Here is a 20182-nt window from a genome sequence, read left to right on the forward strand (position 1 = left end):
GGCCCAGTGTTCAGTCACTGGGCCTTTTGTATGGAAAATTCATCCATCCTATGTTAGCGTAATTTGCAGGCGTTAGCTTGTCATTTAGACGACAGAAAGGAGCCAATGATGGATGATTCATTATCGATTGACACAAGATGATTTTTTCACGTTACAAAAGAACTTCATCGAAAACTCGGTTCCCAATAAACGAAAATCTATACTTGTCACGCTTGTACTCATGTTACTGACCGCCTTTTACGGATTTGCCCTCGCGATTGTCTTTTTACCGCAAACGCTTTCCGCCCCTGTCATCATCGCACTCGCCGTCAGTGCCGCTGTGGTGCCGGCGCTACTCTTATTCCCGCTCTTCAAGAAAGTGTATTCCACGATGAGGTTGAGACAGTTGCGATCCATACTTCGACAGGACTCGAAATGGCCACGTGATGTCACGTTGTCGATCCATGAGGACGGGATTGAAGTCAATTCGCTCCACAATGCCGTCAACAAACGGGTTCAAGTCGCGTGGGAAGCGATTGAACGAGTGAACGAGGACGAGACCCATCACTATATATTTATTGAAGCGGCGGAAGCGATTATCGTCCCGAAGCAAAATCGGATGCTCGACGAGACGGAGCGAATTCGAATGAATGATCTGCTACAAAAACACTTAGGCATCACACTCTAAGCGACAAAGGTATTCAATCAGTACGTAATTATGACGAATCACAAAGGAGTGGATGCAATGGTCACCACGTATAAACTGACGCTTGACGATTTTTTAGCTTTCCAAAACGACATGATTCACCATTCCGATCAATATAAACGAATTCGCAGCGCATGGTTGAGATATATGAACATCCCGCTTTTCGCTCTCGGTTATGCAGCCGCATTCTTCCTCGTACCGCGCCCCGAGTCGACGATTGCCTTTTTATTGATTACGGTCGGAATCGGGCTGCTGTTCGCGCTATTACTCAGACCGTTGCTAAAAGATTTGCATGCCCCGCTCGCCCTCTAGCAAACCCGTCGTGTCCTCAACAAACAGGACACTTGGCCAAAAGACGTCACGCTTCAACTTTCTGATACGCACATCGAAATGCAGGCCATTCGTGGCAACATCCATCGAACAACTCAAGTCCCATGGGCATCCATTCTCAAAGTGAACGAGAACGAGACGCATCGCTTCCTTTATTACGAAGAGGATGAGGCGTTGATTATCCCGAAAGTAAAAGATGGGGTCACAGAAGTCGAACAGAGTGAAATCGAGCGGATCCTCGACAAACATATGAACACAGAAAAGCACACGAGTTCACATTGAACTCGTGTGCTTGTTTCATTTCTTGACCATTCCTTTTAAGACGAACGCGACGTTCGCCGGACGTTCCGCGAGGCGGCGCATGAAGTAGCCGTACCAGTCACGGCCGTATGGCACGTAGACACGAACTTTGTAGCCTTGGCGGACGAGCTCGAGTTGACGCTCGACCCGGATGCCATATAGCATTTGGAACTCGAACTGGTCGAGTGGGATATTGTTCAGTTTCACATGCTCGATGACCGCATCGATCATATGGTCGTCATGTGTCGCGATAGAGGCGTAGTTCCCGTTCGCAAGATGGAGTTTGACGAGCTTCAAGTAGTTGTGGTCGACGTCTTCCTTCTCGGGGAATGCGACCGTCGCCGGCTCTTTGTATGCCCCTTTGACGATGCGAAGGTTCGGCTTGAGCGGTGCGAGATGATTGATGTCATCTTCCGAACGGTACAAGTATGACTGGATGACCGTCCCGAGTCCCTCAAAGTCGGCTTTCAACTTTTTGAACAAGTCGAGCGTCTTCTCGCAGCGTGTCTCGTCTTCCATGTCGATGGCGACGAACACACCGACCGCTTGCGCTGTCGTCAAGATTTGACGCATGTTGTCTTCAATCAACTCGTCCGAGATGTCGAAGCCGAGTGACGTCAACTTGAGTGACATGTAGGCGTCGAGCTGCTCTTCTGCCATAATTTCAATCGCCCGGATGATTTCATCGCGGTTCTCGTTCGCTTCCGCGACCGTCGTGATGAACTCTCCTAGATGGTCGACCGTGACCGATAAGCCTTTCGCATTCAACTCGCGAATCGTCGGTACCGACGTCTTAAAATCTTCCCCCGCCACAAAGCGCGAAGCCCCGAACCGAAGCCCGTATTTTTTAGCCAAACTGTTGAGTGTTTTGTTTTGAGACATGTAAATAAATCCATCGCGCAACACTTTTTCCATCTGATTTTCCCCCTTACGTTTACACCCATCTATCTCTATGACGATGTCTGAAATTATTATGACATACAAACGTCAATTCGTCTGTAATTTTGTAATCGTTTTCAGGATTTCATTTCCCTCTATTCAGAAAAAACAGACGCCCCGCAGGACGTCCGTTTCACAGGCCCGTATTCGGTGCCACATAGAGCAAGATACTAAGGAAAACGAACACGCTTCCGGCTAGGACGAACAAGTGCCAAATCGCATGGTTGAACGGCAACTTCTGCCATACGTAGAAGATGATCCCGACCGAATAGGCGATCCCTCCGGCGAGGAGCAACATGAAGCCGTTATGACCGAGCGACTCGTACAGCGGGCGGATGGCGATGAGACAAATCCAGCCGAGGCCGAGATAGGTCACGTTCGACACCCACATGTATTTCCCCGTCGAGAACAACTTCCAGACAATACCTAGCACGGCGACGCCCCAAACGATCCCGAACAACGTCCAGCCGAGCGTCCCTTTGAGCGACACGAGCGCGAACGGCGTATAACTCCCCGCAATGAGTAAGTAAATCCCGGCATGGTCGAACACTTGGAGCACGCGCTTCGCCCGTGGGTGCGGAATCGCATGCATGAGTGTCGAGAACAGATACAGTAAAATCATCGATGCCCCGAACACGCTCACCGTGATGACATTACCTGTGCTTCCCGTCTCGGTTGCCGTCATGACAAGCAGAACGAATGCGACGATGCTGAAGATGACGCCAAGCCCGTGGGTGATGGCGCTCGCAATCTCTTCTCCAAGCGTATCGGCATGGAGCATGTCTTTTAGCTTCTCTTGATCCATTCAGGTCCCACCTTTCAAATCTATTCCTCTAGTATGGTCATTTCCCGATTTCAACGCAAATAAAAACATGGGCCGAAGCGACCCATGTCTGTGAATTATGCGACTTCCTTCACCGGAACGTCACATTCCATATTTTGTGCTCGCATCGCTTTCGCGCGCATGTGGAACAAGACGAGCAACGTGATTGTCCCGATGGTGGCGATGACGTACGGGATGACCCCATCCATCTTGAAGCCGATCGGTGCCGTCAAAATGTAGAACCAGACGGCATACAACATGAACGTCCCTGGGATGAGCGCGATATAGTGGTTGCGCCCTTTGATGTACAAGTACATCGCCCCGACGAACAAGGCGATGACCGCCGTCGTCTGGTTGGCCCAGTTGAAGTATTGCCAGAGCATCTGGAAGTCCATGTTCGTGAGCGCGTATGAGATCACGAAGAGTGGAAGTGCGATCCAAAGGCGTGACGAGAATTTCTTCTGCGCGATGCTCATGTAGTCGGCGATAATCATCCGCGCGCTACGGAATGCCGTGTCACCTGACGTGATTGGCAAGACGATGACACCGAGGATGGCGAGTGTGCCGCCGATGCTGCCGAGCATGAGTGTCGCCACTTCTTGAACGACGAGTGCCGGTGTACCCGTTTGAATCAACCCGAGCAATTCGCCTGGCTCAAAGATGGCCATGGCTGCCGCGGCCCAAATCATGGCGATGACCGCTTCGACGATCATCATGCCGTAGAAGATTTCACGGCCATTGCTTTCTTTCATCGTCGTCCGCGAGATGATCGGTGACTGCGTGGCGTGGAAACCAGACAACGCCCCACATGAGATGGTGAAGAAGAGGAGCGGCCAAATCGGCAAGCCATCCGGATGCATGTTCGTGAGTGTCATCTCTGGAATCTGGTAGCCTTGTGCGAACAGGCTGACAGCGATCCCGACGGCGCTGATCATGAGGAGCGCCCCGAAGAACGGATAGATGCGTCCGATGATTTTATCGACCGGAAGGAGCGTCGCCAAGATGTAGTAGGCGAACACGGCGAAGATGACGATCGTGAGCGTCGTCGCATTGCCGTCGAACAAGTTGTTGATCATATTACTCGGTGACGTGACGAATACTGTCCCGACCAAGAGTAAAAGCAAGAGTGCGAACCCGTTGACGACGTGGCGGAGCGAGCGGCCGAGGAACTTCTCAGCGAGTTGCGGCAAGTGCGCTCCGTTGTTACGAAGCGAGATCATGCCCGTCAAATAGTCGTGTACCGCTCCCGCGAAAATCGACCCGAAGACGATCCAGAGGAAAGCGACCGGTCCGTATAGCGCCCCCATGATCGGTCCGAAAATCGGTCCGACGCCGGCGATGTTCAACAACTGAATCATCGAGTTCCGTTTTTTCCCCATCGGCACGTAGTCGATGCCGTCCTGTGACGCATAGGCAGGCGTCGTGCGTTCTTCTTTGATGCCGAACGTCTTCTCGACATAGCTGCCGTACACTTTGTACCCGACGAATAAAATCGCCAAGGCAATAAAGAATGTAATCATGTGTGCTGTCCCCTTTTGTGCATATGTAGCCGATCCCCGTCGGCCCCGAAAAATGAATCCCGTTGTTTTACACGTATAATGTAAACGCTTACGTGACTGATTATACAGCAGTTACCACTTTTTTGTAAGGGGTTTCGTTCATTTTTTTGACACTTTTTCGAACACGAAAAAACGGCGCCCCGCAGGACGCCGTCTCGGTTGAATCGCTTATTTCAAGGCGAACTTCGCTTGCTTCGCCCCTGCGCCCGTATAGTCGCTCGCGATGACCGCGTAGCTTCCTTTGGCGAGACCTTTTTTGAATGTGAATGTATACGTTCCGGCCCAGCTCGCTTTCACTTTGGCGACTTGTTTGCCTTTCGCGTCTTTCAAGACGACGACGGCTCCCGGTGTCGTTTTCCCGATGATTGCTTTCGTGCCGGCTTTGACACCTTTCGTGTTCTTCGGTGTCGCGATGGCCGCTTTCTTGAGCGTAAACGCCTTCGCTTTGACGACCGTTCCCGTCACATCTTTGGCGACGACTTCATAGTCGCCATAGATGAAGCCGGCCCGTTTCGTGAATTCGAACAATCCGTTCTTGTCAGCCGTCGCATACGCGATCGTTTTGCCGTCACGCTTGAGCGTCAACTTCGTCTCCGGTGTCGCTTTTCCGGTAATGACGTTCGTGTTGGCGTACGTCAACTTCGACGCAAGCGCCGGTGTGCCGACGAAGCCAGCACCGACGACTTTCGTTTCCGTGACCGAAGCGCCATCGAGTTCAGAGACGATGGTGAGCGATTGACGGAGCTTGAGCGGTTTCGTCACGAGCGTATACGCACCGTCTTGATCCGCTTTCGCTGTCGCGAGCACTTTGTCGCCATCTTTCAACGTGACGTTCGCGTTCGGTGTCGTCGTCCCTGTCACCGCTTTTGCGCCCGGCTTGATCGTGTTCACCGTGAGGGCGAGTTCGACTGCCGCTTGATCGAGTTCGATCGTGTATGTGCGGAACAAGCGATTCGCCGCATCCGGACGTGTCGTCTCGGTCGCTTCGATGCCTTCATACAGGTCGACGTACTGTTTGCCGGCATCGGCCGTCTCGAACTTGGCTGTCCGCTTCGCGTCGGCAACGATTTTCCAGTTGTCGTCCGCTTTGTATTCGAGCTTGCCTGAGACGATATAGTCCGAAATCACGTTCCGTGTCTCATACGCTGAACGGTAAACGATGTTCTTCCCGCCACCGAGACCCGGGAACGATGTCGAGCCAGCGCGATAGTTGTTCGTCGCGACGAGGAACTCTTGGTCGAGTGTGATCGGCTTGCCGTTATACTTCACGTTCTTGACGCGGTTCGCATCTTTGTTTTTCAGTGTTCCACCGATATCGAACTTGGCAGGACCAGTCACATCAATCTCATACGTGAGGCCGTCGAGGATATCGAAGTTGTAGCTGCGGAACTCCAAGTTAAGCAACTCATCGTTCGTATCCGAGACTTGTTTGTACGCCCCGGCTGACATCTCGAGCCAGTCCATCACGTCCGCACCCGTCACTTTGACGACTTCGAGCGTGTTCGGGAAGACGTACAGGTCGGCCACGTTCTTTAACGCGATCGAGCCTTTCGGGATGTTCGTGTAATAGCTCGCGTCCGTCAACTGACGGTTACCGGCTTTGAACGGAGCCCCCGCCGAGAGGATTGGAAGCTCTTTATATGCCGCGAGTTCTGGGTTCGTCGCGAGTTCTCTCTCGACGTACCATTTCTGCGCGTTCGTCACGAACTGGACCGATGCGTCGTCACGGACGAGCGCGAAGTAGCTTTGGATATCGTCTTGAATCTCACCGACTGGGCGGTTGATGTATTCGATTGTCGCCTTATGGTCCGCATCGATGAGCGAGGCGATCGTCGGGTCTACCGGTGTGTCCGCCTTGACCGTGTCGAGTTTCGCGTTCGCGTCGAGCACGCTCCACTTGCCGTCGACGAGCTCGAGGTCGAGGTCGATGACCCCGAGATCTTTCCCTTGGTTGTTCGCCATGACGACCGGCTTGCCGTTGATTGTGCCTTTGTCCATGTTCACATGCGGGAAATCTTTGAACATGCCGTTCGCGTCCGGGAAACGGCCGTGCTGGTGACCGGTCATGACCATGTCGAGCCCTTCGATTTTCGTGAGCGTGTAGCCGACGTTCTCTTCCCCGTCTAATTGCTCATCCGCAAGTGCCGCACTTTCCCCGATCCCTGAGTGCGCGAGCGCGACGACAACGTCTGCGCCTTGTGCTTTCAATTTGGCGACGGCCGCTTTTGCTGCCGGTACCATATCATCTGCCGTCACCTTGCCTTGGAGGTTCCCTGAATCCCACGACATGATTTTTGGCGGGACGACCCCGAAGACACCGACTTTGATCGTATGTGTCTCACCGTCCCCATCGACGACTTGGCGTTCGATGATTTGGACTTCTTGTCCATCTTCGTTATATTTCGATACGATCGGTTCGCCTGACAAGTCCTTCACGTTCGAGTTGACGAAGCGAAGCTTGCCCTTCGACCCTTGCATCGCGTCATACAAGAACTGGAGCCCAAAGTTGAACTCGTGGTTCCCGAGTGTGACGGCGTCGAACTCGAGCGCCGACATCGCTTCATACATCGGATGTTCGAACGGGCCTGGAGTCTTCTGATGCTGCTCGCGGACGTAATCCCCGAACGGCGTCCCTTGAAGCGTATCCCCGTTATCGAATAGGAACGTGTTCGGCTTGCCGGCGTCCGTGCGATGTTGCTGAATCAACGTCGCGACTTTCGTCAACCCGATCGTGTTGTCGATTTTGTCTTGGAAGTAATCGTAGTTCGTAATGTTCGTATGTAGGTCGGTCGTCTCCAAGAAGCGCAGTTTGACGACGTCCTCGTCTTCCGCTGCCGCGTGTTGGAGCGGGATGAGTGTTGGGATGATGAGCGACGTAGCAATGGCCATCTTCGTAAATTTAGACATGATTTTTCTCCCCATTCATGTGGTGTGCATTGCGGACTAAATATACCATAGCGGCCTCTCCATTTTAATGAGTCTTACGCCCTATTTACTTTAAAATTTGGTAAAGAAAGGTCTGGTCCTAGACGACTTTCCGAGAACATGGAAAAGGTCCGAATCAGTATGATAGAACCGAACAGACGACTTCACATCACGCGATTTTTTGCACGAACTTGTACAGAGGCTAGACTTCACACAAGCAGTCCATTAGACCTAAAAAACCATCCCCAACGCGTATCGGGGATGGTCATATCGTCACGAATGGATGCGAATCGAGATCGGTCCGTCGTTGTCGCCGTCCGGTCTCGGGAAGCGGACGTGGAGCGGATAGTCGTGTTTCGGCAAGATTGGCTCGGCGAGCACGGCATCGGCTCGGCCGACGACCTCGTCTCGCTGCATCAACTCGAGCGGGAGACGCGGGATTTGGAGCGCCTGCTCGGCATAACCGTTCCGGACGAGGAGTGAGGCGCCGATTTCCGTGTCGGTCACGTCGAGATGGACGAGCAACAAATCGAACTGGCCTTCGGCGACCGGACGGCTGAGGACGTTCATCCGCTTCAGGCGGTGCCACGCCACGTCTGGGAACGCGTCCCGTTCGGCGTCGGTCACATCTTGGAGCGGTGCCGTCGGGTTCATTTGGAAGGCGAGCTGAATCGACTCGGTGTCGAGTTCGTCGACATCGGTGAACAGTTCCTCTTCGAAAAAGTCGAGATAGACGGGCTTACTCGTCATCGCCTCAAACGACGGCAAGTCCATCCGGCTGAGCATCTTCTGGCCGAGCGGTTCGCGGCGTTCGTTCAACAAGAGCACCGGGATCTCGTCGAGCGAGAACTCGGTCGCGACCGTGTTGCGGAACAAGGCGACCACGGACAGGCCGCCCGGGTTCTTCGTCGCACTGAGCAGTTCAATCGACAGCTGGTTGTCCGCGAGCGGCGGCAGCGTCGTCGCATGATAGCGGAACACATACTCATCTTCTTTCGAAATGTCCATCCCTTCATCGAACACGAGGCGGAGCGTCCGCTCGTCGTCTTGGCGGATGATCGTCTCGACTTTCTTTCGTTTCAACAGTCCGAACATGTCACAGCCCCTCCTCTTCCCGTTGCGCAAAGTATACATCTAACTGGCACAGTTGAATCGTCACGTCGCGGGCGATATCGAGATACGTTTCTTGGAAAATCTCGAGCCCTTCCTTGCCGAACTGACGGCTCGGGTCTTCCTGGCCGTAGCTGCGGAGTCCGATGCCCTCTTTCAAGGCGTTCATCGTCGTCAAATGGTTCGTCCAGCGGATATCAAGGTGGCTGAGCAGTTGTTGCCGCGCGAAGGCGATGACTTCCGGATAACCCTCGATCCGCTGTTCTGCCATCGCGACGATGCCGTCGATCCATGGTGCGAGTGCTCGTTTCAACTCGTCTTTGTCTCCGACCGTGTCGTCCCATGTCGGCGCCTGTTGCGTCAAATACATATAGTCCTCGATAAGCGCGTCAGTCGCCCACTCTTCCGGGACGAGTTCGGCGTCGATATGACGGTCGAGCGTCTCGTTGAGCGCGAGGCGCATCATGGCGAGCACGTTGTTCAAGATGGCCGTCGCATTGGCGTCGACCGCCTCATCGCGAATCGAGTAGATGATGCGGCGCTGTTCGTTCAAGACGTCGTCGAGTTTGAACATGTAGTCACGGACCGATACGCCGACGCCTTCAATCGTCGTCTGGGCGTATTCGATGATCACGCCTGCTTCCTTATGGCGAATCTCCCCGTGCTCGTCCGGCTTCAGTTTGTGCTCGACACGTTTCAACCGCTCGGCGGCATATCGTTTGACGAGGTCGTCCTCGAGCGAGACGAAGAAACGTGACATGCCTGGGTCGCCTTGGCGTCCCGACCGTCCACGGAGCTGATTGTCGACGCGGAGCGACTCGTGTCGTTCCGTCCCGATGACATACAAGCCGCCGCGTTCGCGCGCCGTCTCGTCTAAGACGATATCGGTCCCGCGTCCGGCCATGTTCGTCGCAATCGTCACGTGTCCGAGCCGTCCCGCCTCGGCGATAATCTCGGCTTCTTGGGCGACCGTCTTCGCGTTCAACAGCTCATGCTTGATGCCCTGTCGCTCGAGCTGTTCGCTGACGGCCTCCGACTGGGCGATCGAGGTCGTCCCGATCAAAATCGGTTGTCCCGTCGCGTGGATGGCCGCCACTTCTTGTCCGACCGCCGCATACTTGTGGGCGATTGTATCAAAGACGCGGTCCGGCAAGTCTTCACGCAGACGTGGCCGGTTCGTCGGCACTTGGACGACGTCCATTTGATACGTCTTCATGAACTCTTCGCGTGACGTCTGGGCTGTCCCGGTCATGCCACCGAGGAGCGGATACATCCGGAAGTAGTGTTGAATCGTGATTTCAGCCGTCGTCTTGTTCTCTTCGGTGATGTCGAGCTGTTCTTTCGCCTCGAGCGCCTGATGGAGGCCTTCCGACAGGCTGCGTCCTTCCATGACCCGGCCCGTGAACAAATCGATTAACTCGATTTTGCCTTCTTGGACGATATAGTCGACGTCCCGCTCGAACAATACGTTCGCCCGGAGCGCCTGCATCATGTAGTGATAGAGGACGTGGTGCTCGGCGGAAAACAAGTTGTCGACCGAGAACAACGCTTCAATCTTCTCGATGCCCTTATCCGAGAACATGACGGCGCGCGCCTCGAGGTCGACCGTATAGTCGTCTTCCGTCAATTGACCGAACACGGTTTGGGCGAGACGTTTCAAGCGGACGTGTGACTCGTCCTTCTGGGCGATGATGAGCGGCGTCTTCGCCTCGTCGATCAAGACGCTGTCGACTTCATCGAGCAACGCGAAATGGAACGGACGCTGGACCCGTTCTTCCGGCGAGCCGACCAAGTGGTCCCGAAGATAGTCGAAGCCGAACTCGGTCCCGACCCCGTATGTAATATCGGCCGCATACGCCGCTTGTTTGTCAGCGAGCTCCATCTCCGGCACGTTCAACCCGACCGTGAGTCCGAGGAACGTGTGAATCTTGCCAATTTGCTCGGCGTCACGTTGCGCCAAATAGTCGTTCACCGTGATGACGTGGACGCCTTTTCCTTCGAGTGCTTTGACGAACGCCGGCAATGCCGCGACGAGCGTCTTCCCTTCCCCGGTCGGCATCTCGGCGATATTTCCTTCGAGCAGGGCGAGACCGCCGATAAGCTGGACGTCATAGTGACGGAGCCCGATCGTCCGGACGGATGCCTCGCGGACGAGGGCGAACCCTTCCTCCGTGATGGCGCGGACATCCGCACCGTCCGTAAGCCGCTGTTTCAGTTCGAGCGCGTACTGGCGAAGCGCTGCATCGTCCAAAGCTTGCATCGTCTCCTCATACGCGTTGATGCGTTCGACTTGTTTCTTATAGGTTTTCAATCGTCGTGCCTGATCATTGGTCAATTGCTTCACAAAATCAATCACAGGATAGCCTCCATCGTCCGAAACCATATTTGTCTAGCTACCCTCTCATTATAACGGATTTTGTTTCCGCCTCGCTTTATTATTTCGGTAAATTCCAAAAAGATGGAATTTTATTCACCATCCATCCTTTTTTTGACTCTTTTCAAAATTTGTTTTCATTTTTCTATTTGAGACGGCGTGAGACCGTGATACGATGAGAAAAAACAGAACGCTTGTTCGTAAAAAAGGAGAGGTGGCTATGCGACGTCGGATTTTTTGTATCGACAGCGTCTCGTTCTACGCCAGTTGCGAGTGCGCCGCCCGCAAGTTAAACCCATACAAGACAAAGCTCGTCGTCTTATCGAACCTGCAGGACCACGGTGCCCTCGTCCTCGCCGCGACACCGCCGATGAAGCAACTCGGGATCAAGACCGGGTCCCGGCGCTTTCACATCGACCGGTTGCCGTGGCATGAGCGGCGGCACGTCATCTACGCCGAGGCCCGGATGAGCCACTATTTGAACGTATCCGTGCAAATCGTCCACATCTTGCATCAGTTCGCACCCCCGGAGGCAATCCGCGTCTACTCGGTCGACGAGACGCTCGTCGACTTGACGGGGACGGAGCGGCTGTTCGGGAACGATGCGCACGTCGCCCGCCTCATCCGCTCGACCGTCTTCCGCTATACCGGCATCCCGGTCACGATCGGCATCGGACCGAACAATGTCCTCGCCAAGCTCGTCCTCGATTTGCATGGGAAAAAGACGGGTGTCGCCAGCTGTTTTCTTCACGACGTCGAGAAGTTGATCCACCCGGCCCCAATCGGCAAGATGTGGGGCGTCGGTGCGAAGATGGAAGTCCATCTCCGGCGGCTCGGCATCGACACGATCGGCGACCTCGCCCGCTATCCGCTCGAGACGCTACATGAGAAGTTCGGCGTCATCGGCGCCGAGCTGTGGCATCACGCCTGGGGCATCGACGAGTCGCCGACAATCCTCCCGCCAAGCTCTTTGTTCGGCGCGAAGCGGCAGCGGCCCCGGACGATCGGCCACGGCATCACGCTCATGAAAGACTATACGACGTACGCGGCCATTCGGCTCGTCCTGCAGGCCATCGCCGTCGAGGTCGGGATGCGGACGCGACAGGCTGGTCTCGTCGGCGGCAGCGTCCATCTCGGCGTTCGCTACACTCGGACGAGCGAGCGGCGCGGGTTCAGCAAACAAAAAAAGCTCGCCCGCTTCACAGCGGACGAGCGCGAGTTCTTGCCGGTGTTGTTGACGCTTTTCCTCGACGCGTGGGACGAGACGGAGGCGGTCCGTTACGTCTCGGTCGCCCTCGGCAAACTCGAGCCCCGGAGCGACCACGTTCAGCTGTCCTTCTTCGAGGACGAGTGGGCCCGGGCACGCCGGTTCGACTTCCTCGATCTCGTCGATAGCTTGAACGTCCGCTTCGGCCGCGGCACGATCCGTCCGGCATCGAGTTTACTGAAAGACAGTCCGCTCCGGACGCGGCAACGCCTCATCGGCGGACATAAACAAGGAGGTGAATCGTCATGAGCCAAACCCGCTACAAAGACCGCGGTGAATTGAAATGGATCCCGTTCCTCATGCCCGAGCACGTGGCGCTGCTGAAGAAATATTACGCCCACGTCCAAAAGATCGAGCTGCCTGACTTGGATGAGCAGCTCCTCTACTTGTGGCAGACCGAGCTCGAACGCGCCATCCGTGAAGGCGACGCCGTCGAGCTGACGCTGTTCGACAACGGCATGACCCATACGGTACGTGGCTACGTCCACGCCATCTATTACGCCGAGCGTGAAGTCGAGCTGTTCGACACGGACGTGCGCCGCATCCCGTTCGGTCAGATTCTGTCCGTCCATTAAGACGCGTCAATCGCTTCCTGCGTCGTCTCGAACGTATCGACGTGGTCGAGCACGCCGTAATGCGTGAGCGTCTGGCGCACGGGTGTCGACAAGTGGGCGAAGACGACACGACGGTCGGCTGCTTTCAACTCCCGGACGACGCGGCGAATCTCTTCGACGGCCGTCACATCGATGACCGGACAGCGGTGGAAGTTGAAGATGAACACGTCAGGCTCGTCATGGATATGATGCAACACATGCTCGAACATCTCGATCGCCCCGAAGAAGAGCGGTCCCTCGACGCTGAAGACGACCTGGCCGTCCCGCGTCACATACCGTTCCGTCTGTTCGCGGACGTCGATCGTGTCGGCCATCCGTTTCGCGAACAAGGCGAGCGCACAGATGACCCCGACCTCGACGGCGACGACGAGGTCGACGAACACGGTCAGCCCGAGCGTGATCAGCAGGACGAGCGATTCGGCCGACCGATGCTTGATCATCTCGAAGACGTGGTGCCGCTCCGACATGTTCCAGGCGACGCGCATCAAGATCGGGGCGAGTGCGGCCAGTGGGACGTAACTCGCGAGCGGTGCCAACACGAGCACGGCGAGGAGCACCGTCAACCCGTGGATGACACCGGAACGGCGGCTGACGGCCCCGGCTTGAATGTTCGTCGCCGTCCGGGCGATGGCACCGGTCGCCGGAATCCCGCCGAAGAACGGGACGACGACGTTGGCGAGCCCTTGCCCGAACAGTTCCTTGTCCGGGTTCATCTTCGTGCCGGCCATGCCGTCCGCGACCGCACCAGACAATAGCGACTCGAGCGCCCCGAGGAAGGCGATCGCGAACGCCGACGGAAGTAGCGTCGCAATCAAATCGAGGTCGATGGCGAGCCAGTTGAAGTCAGGCAGTCCGCTCGGGATACCGCCATAGGCACTGCCGATTGTCGCGACTTCTCCTGGGACGACGAGACTGACGAACGTCGGCACGAGCATCGCCATCAATAACAGCGGCAATTTCACGGGCAGTTTCGGTACGAGCCAGAGCGTCAAGAAACCGATGGCGGCAATGAAGACAGGCCATAAACTCGCTTCATGTAACGACGTCACGAGCTTCAGTAAATTCTCGTGGAAGTGCGGCGCCTTCTGAAACGAGATGCCGAACAGTTCATCGAGCTGGTCGACGAAGATGACGACGGCAATCCCGGCCGTGAAGCCGATGGTGACGGCCCGCGGCATGAAGCGGATCAGTCGTCCGACGCGGAGCACGCTCATAAGGAACAACAGGATCCCGGCGAGGAACGTCGTCACGAGCAATCCTTCATAGCCATGCGCGAGCATGACGCCCGAGACGATCGGGATGAAGGCGCCGGTCGGTCCGGCGATTTGGAACGTCGAGCCCCCGAACAGGCTGACGAGGATCCCAGCGATGATGGCCGTGTACAGGCCGTACACCGGTCCGACACCTGAGGCGATCGCAAACGCCATCGCGAGCGGCACGGCGACGACCCCGACGGTGATCCCGGCCGAGATGTCTTTTTGCCATCCTTGGCGTGATGTCATGAAGTTGTCCATTCTTGCATTCCTTCTTTCCATTATGTCGAAAACGAGTTCAGTGTACGCCTGTCCCTGCCCTTTGTAAACGACTCCGGCAAAACGTTAACATAATCGACAAAACAAAGACGCATCGCGATGGATGCGTCTTCGTTAATTCGTCGGTGCTTCGACGACTTGGTCACCCTCGTCCGCATCTTCCCCAAGCAGACGGACGTGACGGCCGAACAGCCACATGACGACGAGGTGGGCTTTCGCCTGCGTCTTCGTATAGAACCACCACGGCAGCGCCGGCACGAACTCGTGGATGGCGACGAGCCCTTCTTCTGACTCCGGGAGCCGTCTGAACTCGAGCCGGCCGGTCTTGTCATCCTCACTCAACTTCGCGAACAAGCCGCCGTCGATTGAATAGGACGCCATGTCGTCCGTCGCCTCGTCTTCGAGCGACAGGTGGAGCGCGACGAGTGATGGACGAAGCAACGAAATCTCCCAGTCATCGTCTTCTTTTGTCGTCTGGATGAGCGGATACGCGAGCCGGCCGAGCCACTCAAAATACGTGTCGGCCATCCAAAGCGCCGACTTGTTCTCGGGCAGGCCGAACCGTTGAATCGAGCGGACGGTGTACTGTTGCGGTGCTTTTTTCTTCTTGCCGCCGCCAGATTTCTGTTTCTCTTCTTCCTCGAGTGCGTGCTCCACCGCTTCCTTGAACGGGATCTCTCCTTGTTTGACGCCGGTCGTGTCTTTCGCGACCATGGCGTGGCCCATGCTCTCGACGAGCGGATAGACAGTATCTTTCGGTTCACCCGTCACGGCCATGACCCAAAGGCGGGACAATTTGATCGTCGGGAATGGGAAGTCGATCATGACGCGGCGTTTGCCCATGACGTCAGCCGTGTCTTCAATCATCTTGCGATACGTCATCACTTCCGGTCCACCGATATCGATATGATGGTCGTACAGCGCCTCGGCGCCGACGACTGAGATGAGCGCCTGGACGGCTTCACGCAAATCGATCGGGTGCGTCTCCGTCTTCGTCCAGTTCGGGAGAATCATGACCGGTAACCGTTTGACGAGCTTCGCGAGAATCGGGAACGACGAGCCTTCTGGACCGATGATGAGCCCGGCCCGAATCGTCGTCACCGGCACGCCTTGGCCGCCAAGAATCCGTTCGACTTCGAGCCGGCTCTTCAAGTGACGTGACAACGTCTTCGATTCTTTCGGAATGATGCCGCTCAAGTAGACGATTTGTTCGATGTCATTCGCTTTCGTCGCCCGGGCGAAGTTATCGGCGATGAGCGCGTCCATGTCTTCGAACGTCGCCTGCGTCAATCCGCCGTCCGGAATCATCGAGTGGACGAGGAACATGGCGTAGTCCGCTCCCTCGCACGCCTCGCGTGTCTGTTCATACGAGAACAAATCGCACGACCGCCACGTGATGTGGTCCTCGTCTTCTTTGTTCTTCGTCGAGCGGGATAAGGCGATGATGTCGTATTCTTCTTTTAAATGGTCCATCACGTTCGAGCCGATATAACCGCTCGCGCCCGCGATGACGATGGTTTTCCGCATAGTGGTCACTCTCCCCTTTATTTACACATAAAGGTACTGTACCCGTCTTAGGCTGAGATTAAATCAGTCCCGCGCCCTACAGTATGTACTGGAAAATATATGTAAACTAAAGCCAACTACAAGCGGAGGAGGAATGACTATGGGGTTTTGGTATTTCTTGATGCTATTGATCGGTGGAGGGCTCGTGATTCGCGGCCTATTCAAAAAGAACACAAGCGGGCTGATACGCTTCGGAAGCCTCGTCATCGGCGGTCTGTTAATCGCACTCGGTTTGTTCATGTTCCAAGACGGAAGTGATGCGATTGTAGCGGATTTGTTTAACTTGTGGTGACGATAAACTGAACAAAAACACTTCCTGCTCGCAGAAAGTGTTTTTTCATTAGAACGATAGAATTAACGGGGTCCCGTCATTGAGAATTTCTCCGTTTTTAGCGATATAGTCGACATGAACTTCCGCACGGCGTAACATGTCGCTCTCTTTTAGCGCCGCCATCCAAGTCCGGACGAGTACCTCGTCTCCTAACGCTGGCTCCCGATGAATCGTCACCAGGATTGTCGGTACGACGTCGGCTGTTTTATAGGCGAGCGGGTTCGCCGCCGAAGCGTCGAGTTCTCGTACGGCTACTTCGTCGTAAAAAACATCGTACGTGACATCGCGGCCAAACGCCGTCATGACCGAATCCTCGATGACATCCGTCACGTCATCTTCCCATTTCGATGCCAGGAACGTGTCGACGACTTCCCCTGTCGTCTCGTCCGCATAAACGAAAAACTCGGTCCCTGTCACGGAATCAACTGCGGTTGCCGCATATTCGAACGGGAAATTTCCCATGTTGTCGAACGTGACCTCTGTCGTCAATTCGGCATTGTCGAAACGCTCCGCTACATACGGCTCAGCGAGTTGGATTGCTTTTGCTTCTTCATTGGGGTCGGACTTCATCGACTGATTGAACACAAAAACGAGGCCTCCCATCCCGACGACAAGCACCCCAATCGCAATTAATGCCCATTTCCAAAAGCGCTCCACACCAATACCTCCTCTAAACCGTCTATGTACCACCAAAAAAGTATCTCAGCTTCTTTCTATCAGTGTATCAGACAATTTATGGAAGGGTTTATTTTATTCAAAGGTATAGTTTTAAGGGTAATGAGTTTCTAGTTTTCTAAGGTCCCGAATTTTTGAACATCACCTATCCCACAAACCTATGCCCTCGGTGCCCAATTGGCTTCAAACCCATTCTGCACCGCATAGTCATACAGGTGAATCAATTTCGTTTCTTTGTATGTCTCCATCTGTTCTGCCACGCGCAACTCATGATTTCGTTCCAGAAGAGCGTAAAGATAATCAATCTTCGCCATCCGATTGTTCTTGCTCGTATTACAAGTCGGACAAGCGAGGACAAAATTCCATAGAACATCATTCTGTATGTAAGACCACGGGATAAAATGGTCGACATGGATCTGTTTGAGCGGCTTCATACAATAAAAACAGACGGAATGACCATGGCTCAGCAAAATTTGTTTGAACTCGTCGAGCGATTGACGAGCCGAGACGAATTCGATTTTGTTCAAGATTCGCTCCATCGCTTCGCGTGTATTGTATTTTTCCAGAAAGACGGCGAGTTGATAATTCGTAACATTCATCAAGACCCGTTTATATTTCTCAAAAAAGATGACGTAGCTCGGCACAAGTTTGACCCACTCTTCTTTCCGATTGAATGAATAGACGGTTCCCTCGAACGAGGTATAGAACGATCCGTACACGTACTTCTTATAGAACTGATTCACGTTTCGAATCAATTGTTGTTGCTGCTGAACCGGCAGACGATCAAAGTTCCAAGTGGACGGAATTTCATGTGTCGCTTGAAACGTGAGCATCGTTTTTTCGACCGAGCTCAATTTCTCAAGTTGATTCACTTGTCGCAATCCGTGTTTCACAATCAAATTCCAATACATCTTCGTCACGTGTCTTGAAATTTGCTGGAACGTCACTACACCGGAATCACTTAGTTCGGTCGTGCATTCGAGCAACGCCTTCATAAGCATATGCTTGTACGTCGTCGTATGTGTCGCATTCATTAAAAATTGTTGTGTATAGCGCCATAAGTCAGTTTCTGTTAAGTAGACGTTTTTTGCCTCAGCAACACTTAAATCCCACCCCAATGACCTCACCCCCACTCATTCGTTACATCATCGATTATAACGAATGAGGAACAAGAACGGATCAAGGTGAATCAAACAGGAGCCGAAAACTCTTTTTTGATTTGTTCTATATCGATATTTGTTTTTTCATGGATATAATGGACTAACGTATCATACTGTTCGACAGTATTTAGCTTTTTAAATTTCTCAACATCTCCTTCAAAGTCTTTAAAGTACTCACTTTGATAATCAGGATTGTTAAAGAGCTTTAGATACTCCATATAATCTTTTACAGTCATCTGGCTCACAATTTGAAAGAGAATTGCAGACCACTCTTTTACACGACTCTCATGAATATGTTTTTTGATGATGCTGTCTTGTTCTTGCTTATGCTTAATTTGTTGAATATATTGTTCAACTTCCAACTTATATTGGAACAGCTCAGCTCGGTTTCGAGTGTCCAACGCAGGGATAACATCAGTTAACAAATACTGATATCGTTTCTTTCTAGGATGCATGATTTTGTCTTTCGGTTCTTTAGGACTCGATTTTTTATCCGTACGCTTTTTGAGTCGTTCCGTTACACCTAGTGCACCAATTGCTCCAACAATTTCTTTTTTATGTTCAAGAACTAGTTTTCCGACTGTTGGACCATACTTCTTGACTCCATTTATAATTAATTCCGTAGATTTTTTTGACATGAGGATTCCTCCTATGATGGTTATATATTCTCGTGACGTTTTTTCAAAAACAGCTCATAGTATATATTCAACAAAGCAATATTCAATCCTTTGATTCCGTTTAAAAGTCCAAATAATGGTGTTGTCCATTCACAAAGAAAGGATTATTGAGCAAACACTCAATAATCCTTTTGCTATAATGTTTCCTGATCATTCCCCAGCTTCTTTCTTCTCTTGTTGCTTCTGCAAATATGCTTTTCGAATCTGATTGATTTTATCTTTTTTATTCGAAATAGCTGGTTTTTTGCCATCTTGATACTTGGCAGCAGCCACTTTACTTTTCGTATCTAATTGATATTTTCCCATTTGATTCACCTGCTTTCATTTCATTGTGATTGAGTTGTTCCATAAAAATCAAAAGACCTTCTAATCTCAATGAAATTAGAAGGTCTTCATTAAAAATCATTGATTGCAGTCGTTGCAGACTGCTTAAAAATGGAGACGGCGGGAGTCGAACCCGCGTCCGAAGGCATCGTAACGCATGCTTCTACGTGTGTAGTTTATCTATTGAATCTCAATGTGACACTGCCGATAAACAGGCGTTGTCGCATCCAGTCTGGTTCATCTCTTCTTCGCGCCCTCAGACGGCGAGGTTGAAGCGTAGCTTGCTTAGTTTGAGACCCTGATAATCATCCACACAAGCGATGGATGTCAGGATCCGCAGGGCACTTAGGCTGCTGCGAGTTGTGTGTTAGTTTTGCCAGTTATAGGCGTTTGCGTTTTAACGAGGCCGACCCCTCGACACGCCACATACGACCGACCTACCCCCGTCGAATCCATAACGTCCCCGAGGTGGTAATTGGTACTACAACAACTATACCACAATCAGGTCTCGCTGTCAGTATTTTTGCCGGTCCCGGAGTGCCCGGTCGACATCGCGCTTCGCATCTTTCTTCTTCAAGTCGTCGCGCTTGTCATACTTCTTCTTCCCGCGCCCGATGCCGAGGAGACATTTGGCGAAGCCGTTCTTCAGATACACTTTGAGCGGGATGATCGTATACCCGTCACGGCCTTGCGCGCCGATGAGCTGATTGATTTGCTTCTTATGCAACAATAGCTTTCGGACACGAAGCGGCTCATGGTTGAACCGGTTCCCTTGCTCGAACGGGCTGATATGACAGTTATGAAGTGTCGCCTCGCCACCGTCAAAGCGGACATACGCGTCGGCGATATTGATTTTTGACTGCCGCACCGATTTAATCTCGGTCCCCGTCAACACCATGCCGGCTTCAATCGTATCTTCAATCGCATAATCGAAGGACGCTTTTCGGTTTTGCGCGAGCGCGTTCGAATCTTTCTTCTTGGCCATAGACAT

General features: G+C 53.3%; 19 protein-coding genes and 1 other RNA gene. 6 read left to right on the top strand and 14 right to left on the bottom strand.

Annotated elements, in window-relative coordinates:
- Positions 1-112: 112 nt before the first annotated feature.
- The 3 genes from KNP67_RS12710 to KNP67_RS12720 all read left to right on the top strand — a co-directional run bounded on the left by KNP67_RS12710 (position 113) and on the right by KNP67_RS12720 (position 1297).
- Positions 113-667, top strand: coding sequence for a YcxB family protein (locus tag KNP67_RS12710; protein ID WP_131472373.1), 555 nt, complete (start codon positions 113-115; stop codon positions 665-667).
- A gap of 57 nt (positions 668-724) precedes the next feature.
- Positions 725-997: a hypothetical protein gene (locus tag KNP67_RS12715; RefSeq protein WP_131472371.1), complete on the top strand. Its 273-nt coding sequence runs from the start codon at positions 725-727 to the stop codon at positions 995-997.
- 78 nt (positions 998-1075) lie between these two features.
- Complete coding sequence (locus KNP67_RS12720) at positions 1076-1297, top strand: YcxB family protein (RefSeq protein WP_029595083.1); 222 nt, start codon at positions 1076-1078, stop codon at positions 1295-1297.
- Positions 1298-1312: 15 nt separating this feature from the next.
- Here KNP67_RS12720 and KNP67_RS12725 read toward each other — a convergent pair whose 3' ends face one another.
- The 6 genes from KNP67_RS12725 to secA2 form a co-directional block, all read right to left on the bottom strand.
- The gene (locus tag KNP67_RS12725; protein ID WP_029595082.1) at positions 1313-2230 is read right to left on the bottom strand and encodes a proline dehydrogenase family protein; all 918 of its coding nucleotides are present in this window, start codon (positions 2228-2230) and stop codon (positions 1313-1315) included.
- A gap of 157 nt (positions 2231-2387) precedes the next feature.
- Entirely contained in the window at positions 2388-3059 is a 672-nt protein-coding gene (gene trhA / locus KNP67_RS12730) for a PAQR family membrane homeostasis protein TrhA (protein WP_214715917.1), read from the bottom strand.
- A gap of 95 nt (positions 3060-3154) precedes the next feature.
- Complete coding sequence (locus KNP67_RS12735; protein WP_021065477.1) at positions 3155-4597, bottom strand: carbon starvation CstA family protein; 1443 nt, start codon at positions 4595-4597, stop codon at positions 3155-3157.
- Positions 4598-4804: 207 nt separating this feature from the next.
- Positions 4805-7543, bottom strand: a complete 2739-nt coding sequence (locus KNP67_RS12740) for a bifunctional 2',3'-cyclic-nucleotide 2'-phosphodiesterase/3'-nucleotidase (RefSeq protein ID WP_214756727.1) — start codon at positions 7541-7543, stop codon at positions 4805-4807.
- Positions 7544-7834: 291 nt separating this feature from the next.
- A complete protein-coding gene (locus tag KNP67_RS12745; protein WP_214756728.1) occupies positions 7835-8656 on the bottom strand; it encodes an SLAP domain-containing protein in 822 nt (273 codons plus the stop codon).
- Between the two features lies 1 nt (position 8657).
- A complete protein-coding gene (secA2, locus tag KNP67_RS12750; protein WP_214756729.1) occupies positions 8658-11027 on the bottom strand; it encodes an accessory Sec system translocase SecA2 in 2370 nt (789 codons plus the stop codon).
- A gap of 238 nt (positions 11028-11265) precedes the next feature.
- On the opposite strand from secA2, the gene KNP67_RS12755 reads away from it, so the two are divergent.
- Both KNP67_RS12755 and KNP67_RS12760 read left to right on the top strand, forming a co-directional pair.
- Positions 11266-12561: a Y-family DNA polymerase gene (locus tag KNP67_RS12755; protein ID WP_214756730.1), complete on the top strand. Its 1296-nt coding sequence runs from the start codon at positions 11266-11268 to the stop codon at positions 12559-12561.
- Positions 12558-12887 carry a YolD-like family protein gene (locus KNP67_RS12760; protein WP_128122074.1) on the top strand — a complete coding sequence of 110 codons (330 nt, stop codon included), beginning with the start codon at positions 12558-12560 and terminating at the stop codon, positions 12885-12887. The genes KNP67_RS12755 and KNP67_RS12760 overlap by 4 nt, the downstream gene beginning before the upstream one ends.
- Here KNP67_RS12760 and KNP67_RS12765 read toward each other — a convergent pair.
- Positions 12884-14440: a SulP family inorganic anion transporter gene (locus tag KNP67_RS12765; protein ID WP_214756731.1), complete on the bottom strand. Its 1557-nt coding sequence runs from the start codon at positions 14438-14440 to the stop codon at positions 12884-12886. The two genes, KNP67_RS12760 and KNP67_RS12765, sit on opposite strands and share 4 nt — an antisense overlap.
- Positions 14441-14572: 132 nt before the next feature.
- Positions 14573-15985: an NAD-dependent epimerase/dehydratase family protein gene (locus KNP67_RS12770; RefSeq protein ID WP_214756732.1), complete on the bottom strand. Its 1413-nt coding sequence runs from the start codon at positions 15983-15985 to the stop codon at positions 14573-14575.
- A gap of 139 nt (positions 15986-16124) precedes the next feature.
- Between KNP67_RS12770 and KNP67_RS12775 the strand changes: the two genes are divergently transcribed.
- On the top strand, positions 16125-16316 hold the full coding sequence (locus tag KNP67_RS12775) for a hypothetical protein (RefSeq protein ID WP_214712810.1): 192 nt from the start codon (positions 16125-16127) through the stop codon (positions 16314-16316).
- Between the two features lie 48 nt (positions 16317-16364).
- Here KNP67_RS12775 and KNP67_RS12780 read toward each other — a convergent pair whose 3' ends face one another.
- From KNP67_RS12780 to smpB, 6 genes are all read right to left on the bottom strand, one after another.
- The gene (locus KNP67_RS12780; protein WP_214756733.1) at positions 16365-17012 is read right to left on the bottom strand and encodes a hypothetical protein; all 648 of its coding nucleotides are present in this window, start codon (positions 17010-17012) and stop codon (positions 16365-16367) included.
- 176 nt (positions 17013-17188) lie between these two features.
- A complete protein-coding gene (locus KNP67_RS12785) occupies positions 17189-18148 on the bottom strand; it encodes an HNH endonuclease signature motif containing protein (protein ID WP_029595069.1) in 960 nt (319 codons plus the stop codon).
- 71 nt (positions 18149-18219) lie between these two features.
- Positions 18220-18828, bottom strand: coding sequence for a hypothetical protein (locus KNP67_RS12790; RefSeq protein ID WP_214756734.1), 609 nt, complete (start codon positions 18826-18828; stop codon positions 18220-18222).
- Between the two features lie 189 nt (positions 18829-19017).
- On the bottom strand, positions 19018-19173 hold the full coding sequence (locus KNP67_RS12795) for an alcohol dehydrogenase (protein WP_214756735.1): 156 nt from the start codon (positions 19171-19173) through the stop codon (positions 19018-19020).
- A 127-nt stretch (positions 19174-19300) separates the two neighbouring features.
- Positions 19301-19656, bottom strand: a transfer-messenger RNA (tmRNA) gene (gene ssrA / locus KNP67_RS12800).
- 49 nt (positions 19657-19705) lie between these two features.
- On the bottom strand, positions 19706-20176 hold the full coding sequence (smpB, locus tag KNP67_RS12805; RefSeq protein WP_029595066.1) for an SsrA-binding protein SmpB: 471 nt from the start codon (positions 20174-20176) through the stop codon (positions 19706-19708).
- Positions 20177-20182 lie beyond the last annotated feature (6 nt).

The organism is Exiguobacterium sp. s157 (genome assembly GCF_018618205.1).
In the GTDB taxonomy this organism is placed as follows: Bacteria; Bacillota; Bacilli; order Exiguobacteriales; family Exiguobacteriaceae; genus Exiguobacterium; species Exiguobacterium chiriqhucha.

What these genes read in the sequence shown, in the direction of transcription:
- KNP67_RS12795 (WP_214756735.1), bottom strand. Translation starts at nt 19,173, where the DNA reads ATGGGAAAATATCAATTAGATACGAAAAGTAAAGTGGCTGCTGCCAAG.
- KNP67_RS12725 (WP_029595082.1), bottom strand. Translation starts at nt 2,230, where the DNA reads ATGGAAAAAGTGTTGCGCGATGGATTTATTTACATGTCTCAAAACAAA.
- smpB (WP_029595066.1), bottom strand. Translation starts at nt 20,176, where the DNA reads ATGGCCAAGAAGAAAGATTCGAACGCGCTCGCGCAAAACCGAAAAGCG.
- trhA (WP_214715917.1), bottom strand. Translation starts at nt 3,059, where the DNA reads ATGGATCAAGAGAAGCTAAAAGACATGCTCCATGCCGATACGCTTGGA.
- KNP67_RS12760 (WP_128122074.1), top strand. Translation starts at nt 12,558, where the DNA reads ATGAGCCAAACCCGCTACAAAGACCGCGGTGAATTGAAATGGATCCCG.
- KNP67_RS12765 (WP_214756731.1), bottom strand. Translation starts at nt 14,440, where the DNA reads ATGGACAACTTCATGACATCACGCCAAGGATGGCAAAAAGACATCTCG.
- KNP67_RS12745 (WP_214756728.1), bottom strand. Translation starts at nt 8,656, where the DNA reads ATGTTCGGACTGTTGAAACGAAAGAAAGTCGAGACGATCATCCGCCAA.
- KNP67_RS12715 (WP_131472371.1), top strand. Translation starts at nt 725, where the DNA reads ATGGTCACCACGTATAAACTGACGCTTGACGATTTTTTAGCTTTCCAA.
- KNP67_RS12740 (WP_214756727.1), bottom strand. Translation starts at nt 7,543, where the DNA reads ATGTCTAAATTTACGAAGATGGCCATTGCTACGTCGCTCATCATCCCA.
- KNP67_RS12710 (WP_131472373.1), top strand. Translation starts at nt 113, where the DNA reads ATGATTCATTATCGATTGACACAAGATGATTTTTTCACGTTACAAAAG.
- KNP67_RS12770 (WP_214756732.1), bottom strand. Translation starts at nt 15,985, where the DNA reads ATGCGGAAAACCATCGTCATCGCGGGCGCGAGCGGTTATATCGGCTCG.
- KNP67_RS12720 (WP_029595083.1), top strand. Translation starts at nt 1,076, where the DNA reads ATGCAGGCCATTCGTGGCAACATCCATCGAACAACTCAAGTCCCATGG.
- KNP67_RS12755 (WP_214756730.1), top strand. Translation starts at nt 11,266, where the DNA reads ATGCGACGTCGGATTTTTTGTATCGACAGCGTCTCGTTCTACGCCAGT.
- KNP67_RS12790 (WP_214756734.1), bottom strand. Translation starts at nt 18,828, where the DNA reads ATGTCAAAAAAATCTACGGAATTAATTATAAATGGAGTCAAGAAGTAT.
- KNP67_RS12775 (WP_214712810.1), top strand. Translation starts at nt 16,125, where the DNA reads ATGGGGTTTTGGTATTTCTTGATGCTATTGATCGGTGGAGGGCTCGTG.
- KNP67_RS12735 (WP_021065477.1), bottom strand. Translation starts at nt 4,597, where the DNA reads ATGATTACATTCTTTATTGCCTTGGCGATTTTATTCGTCGGGTACAAA.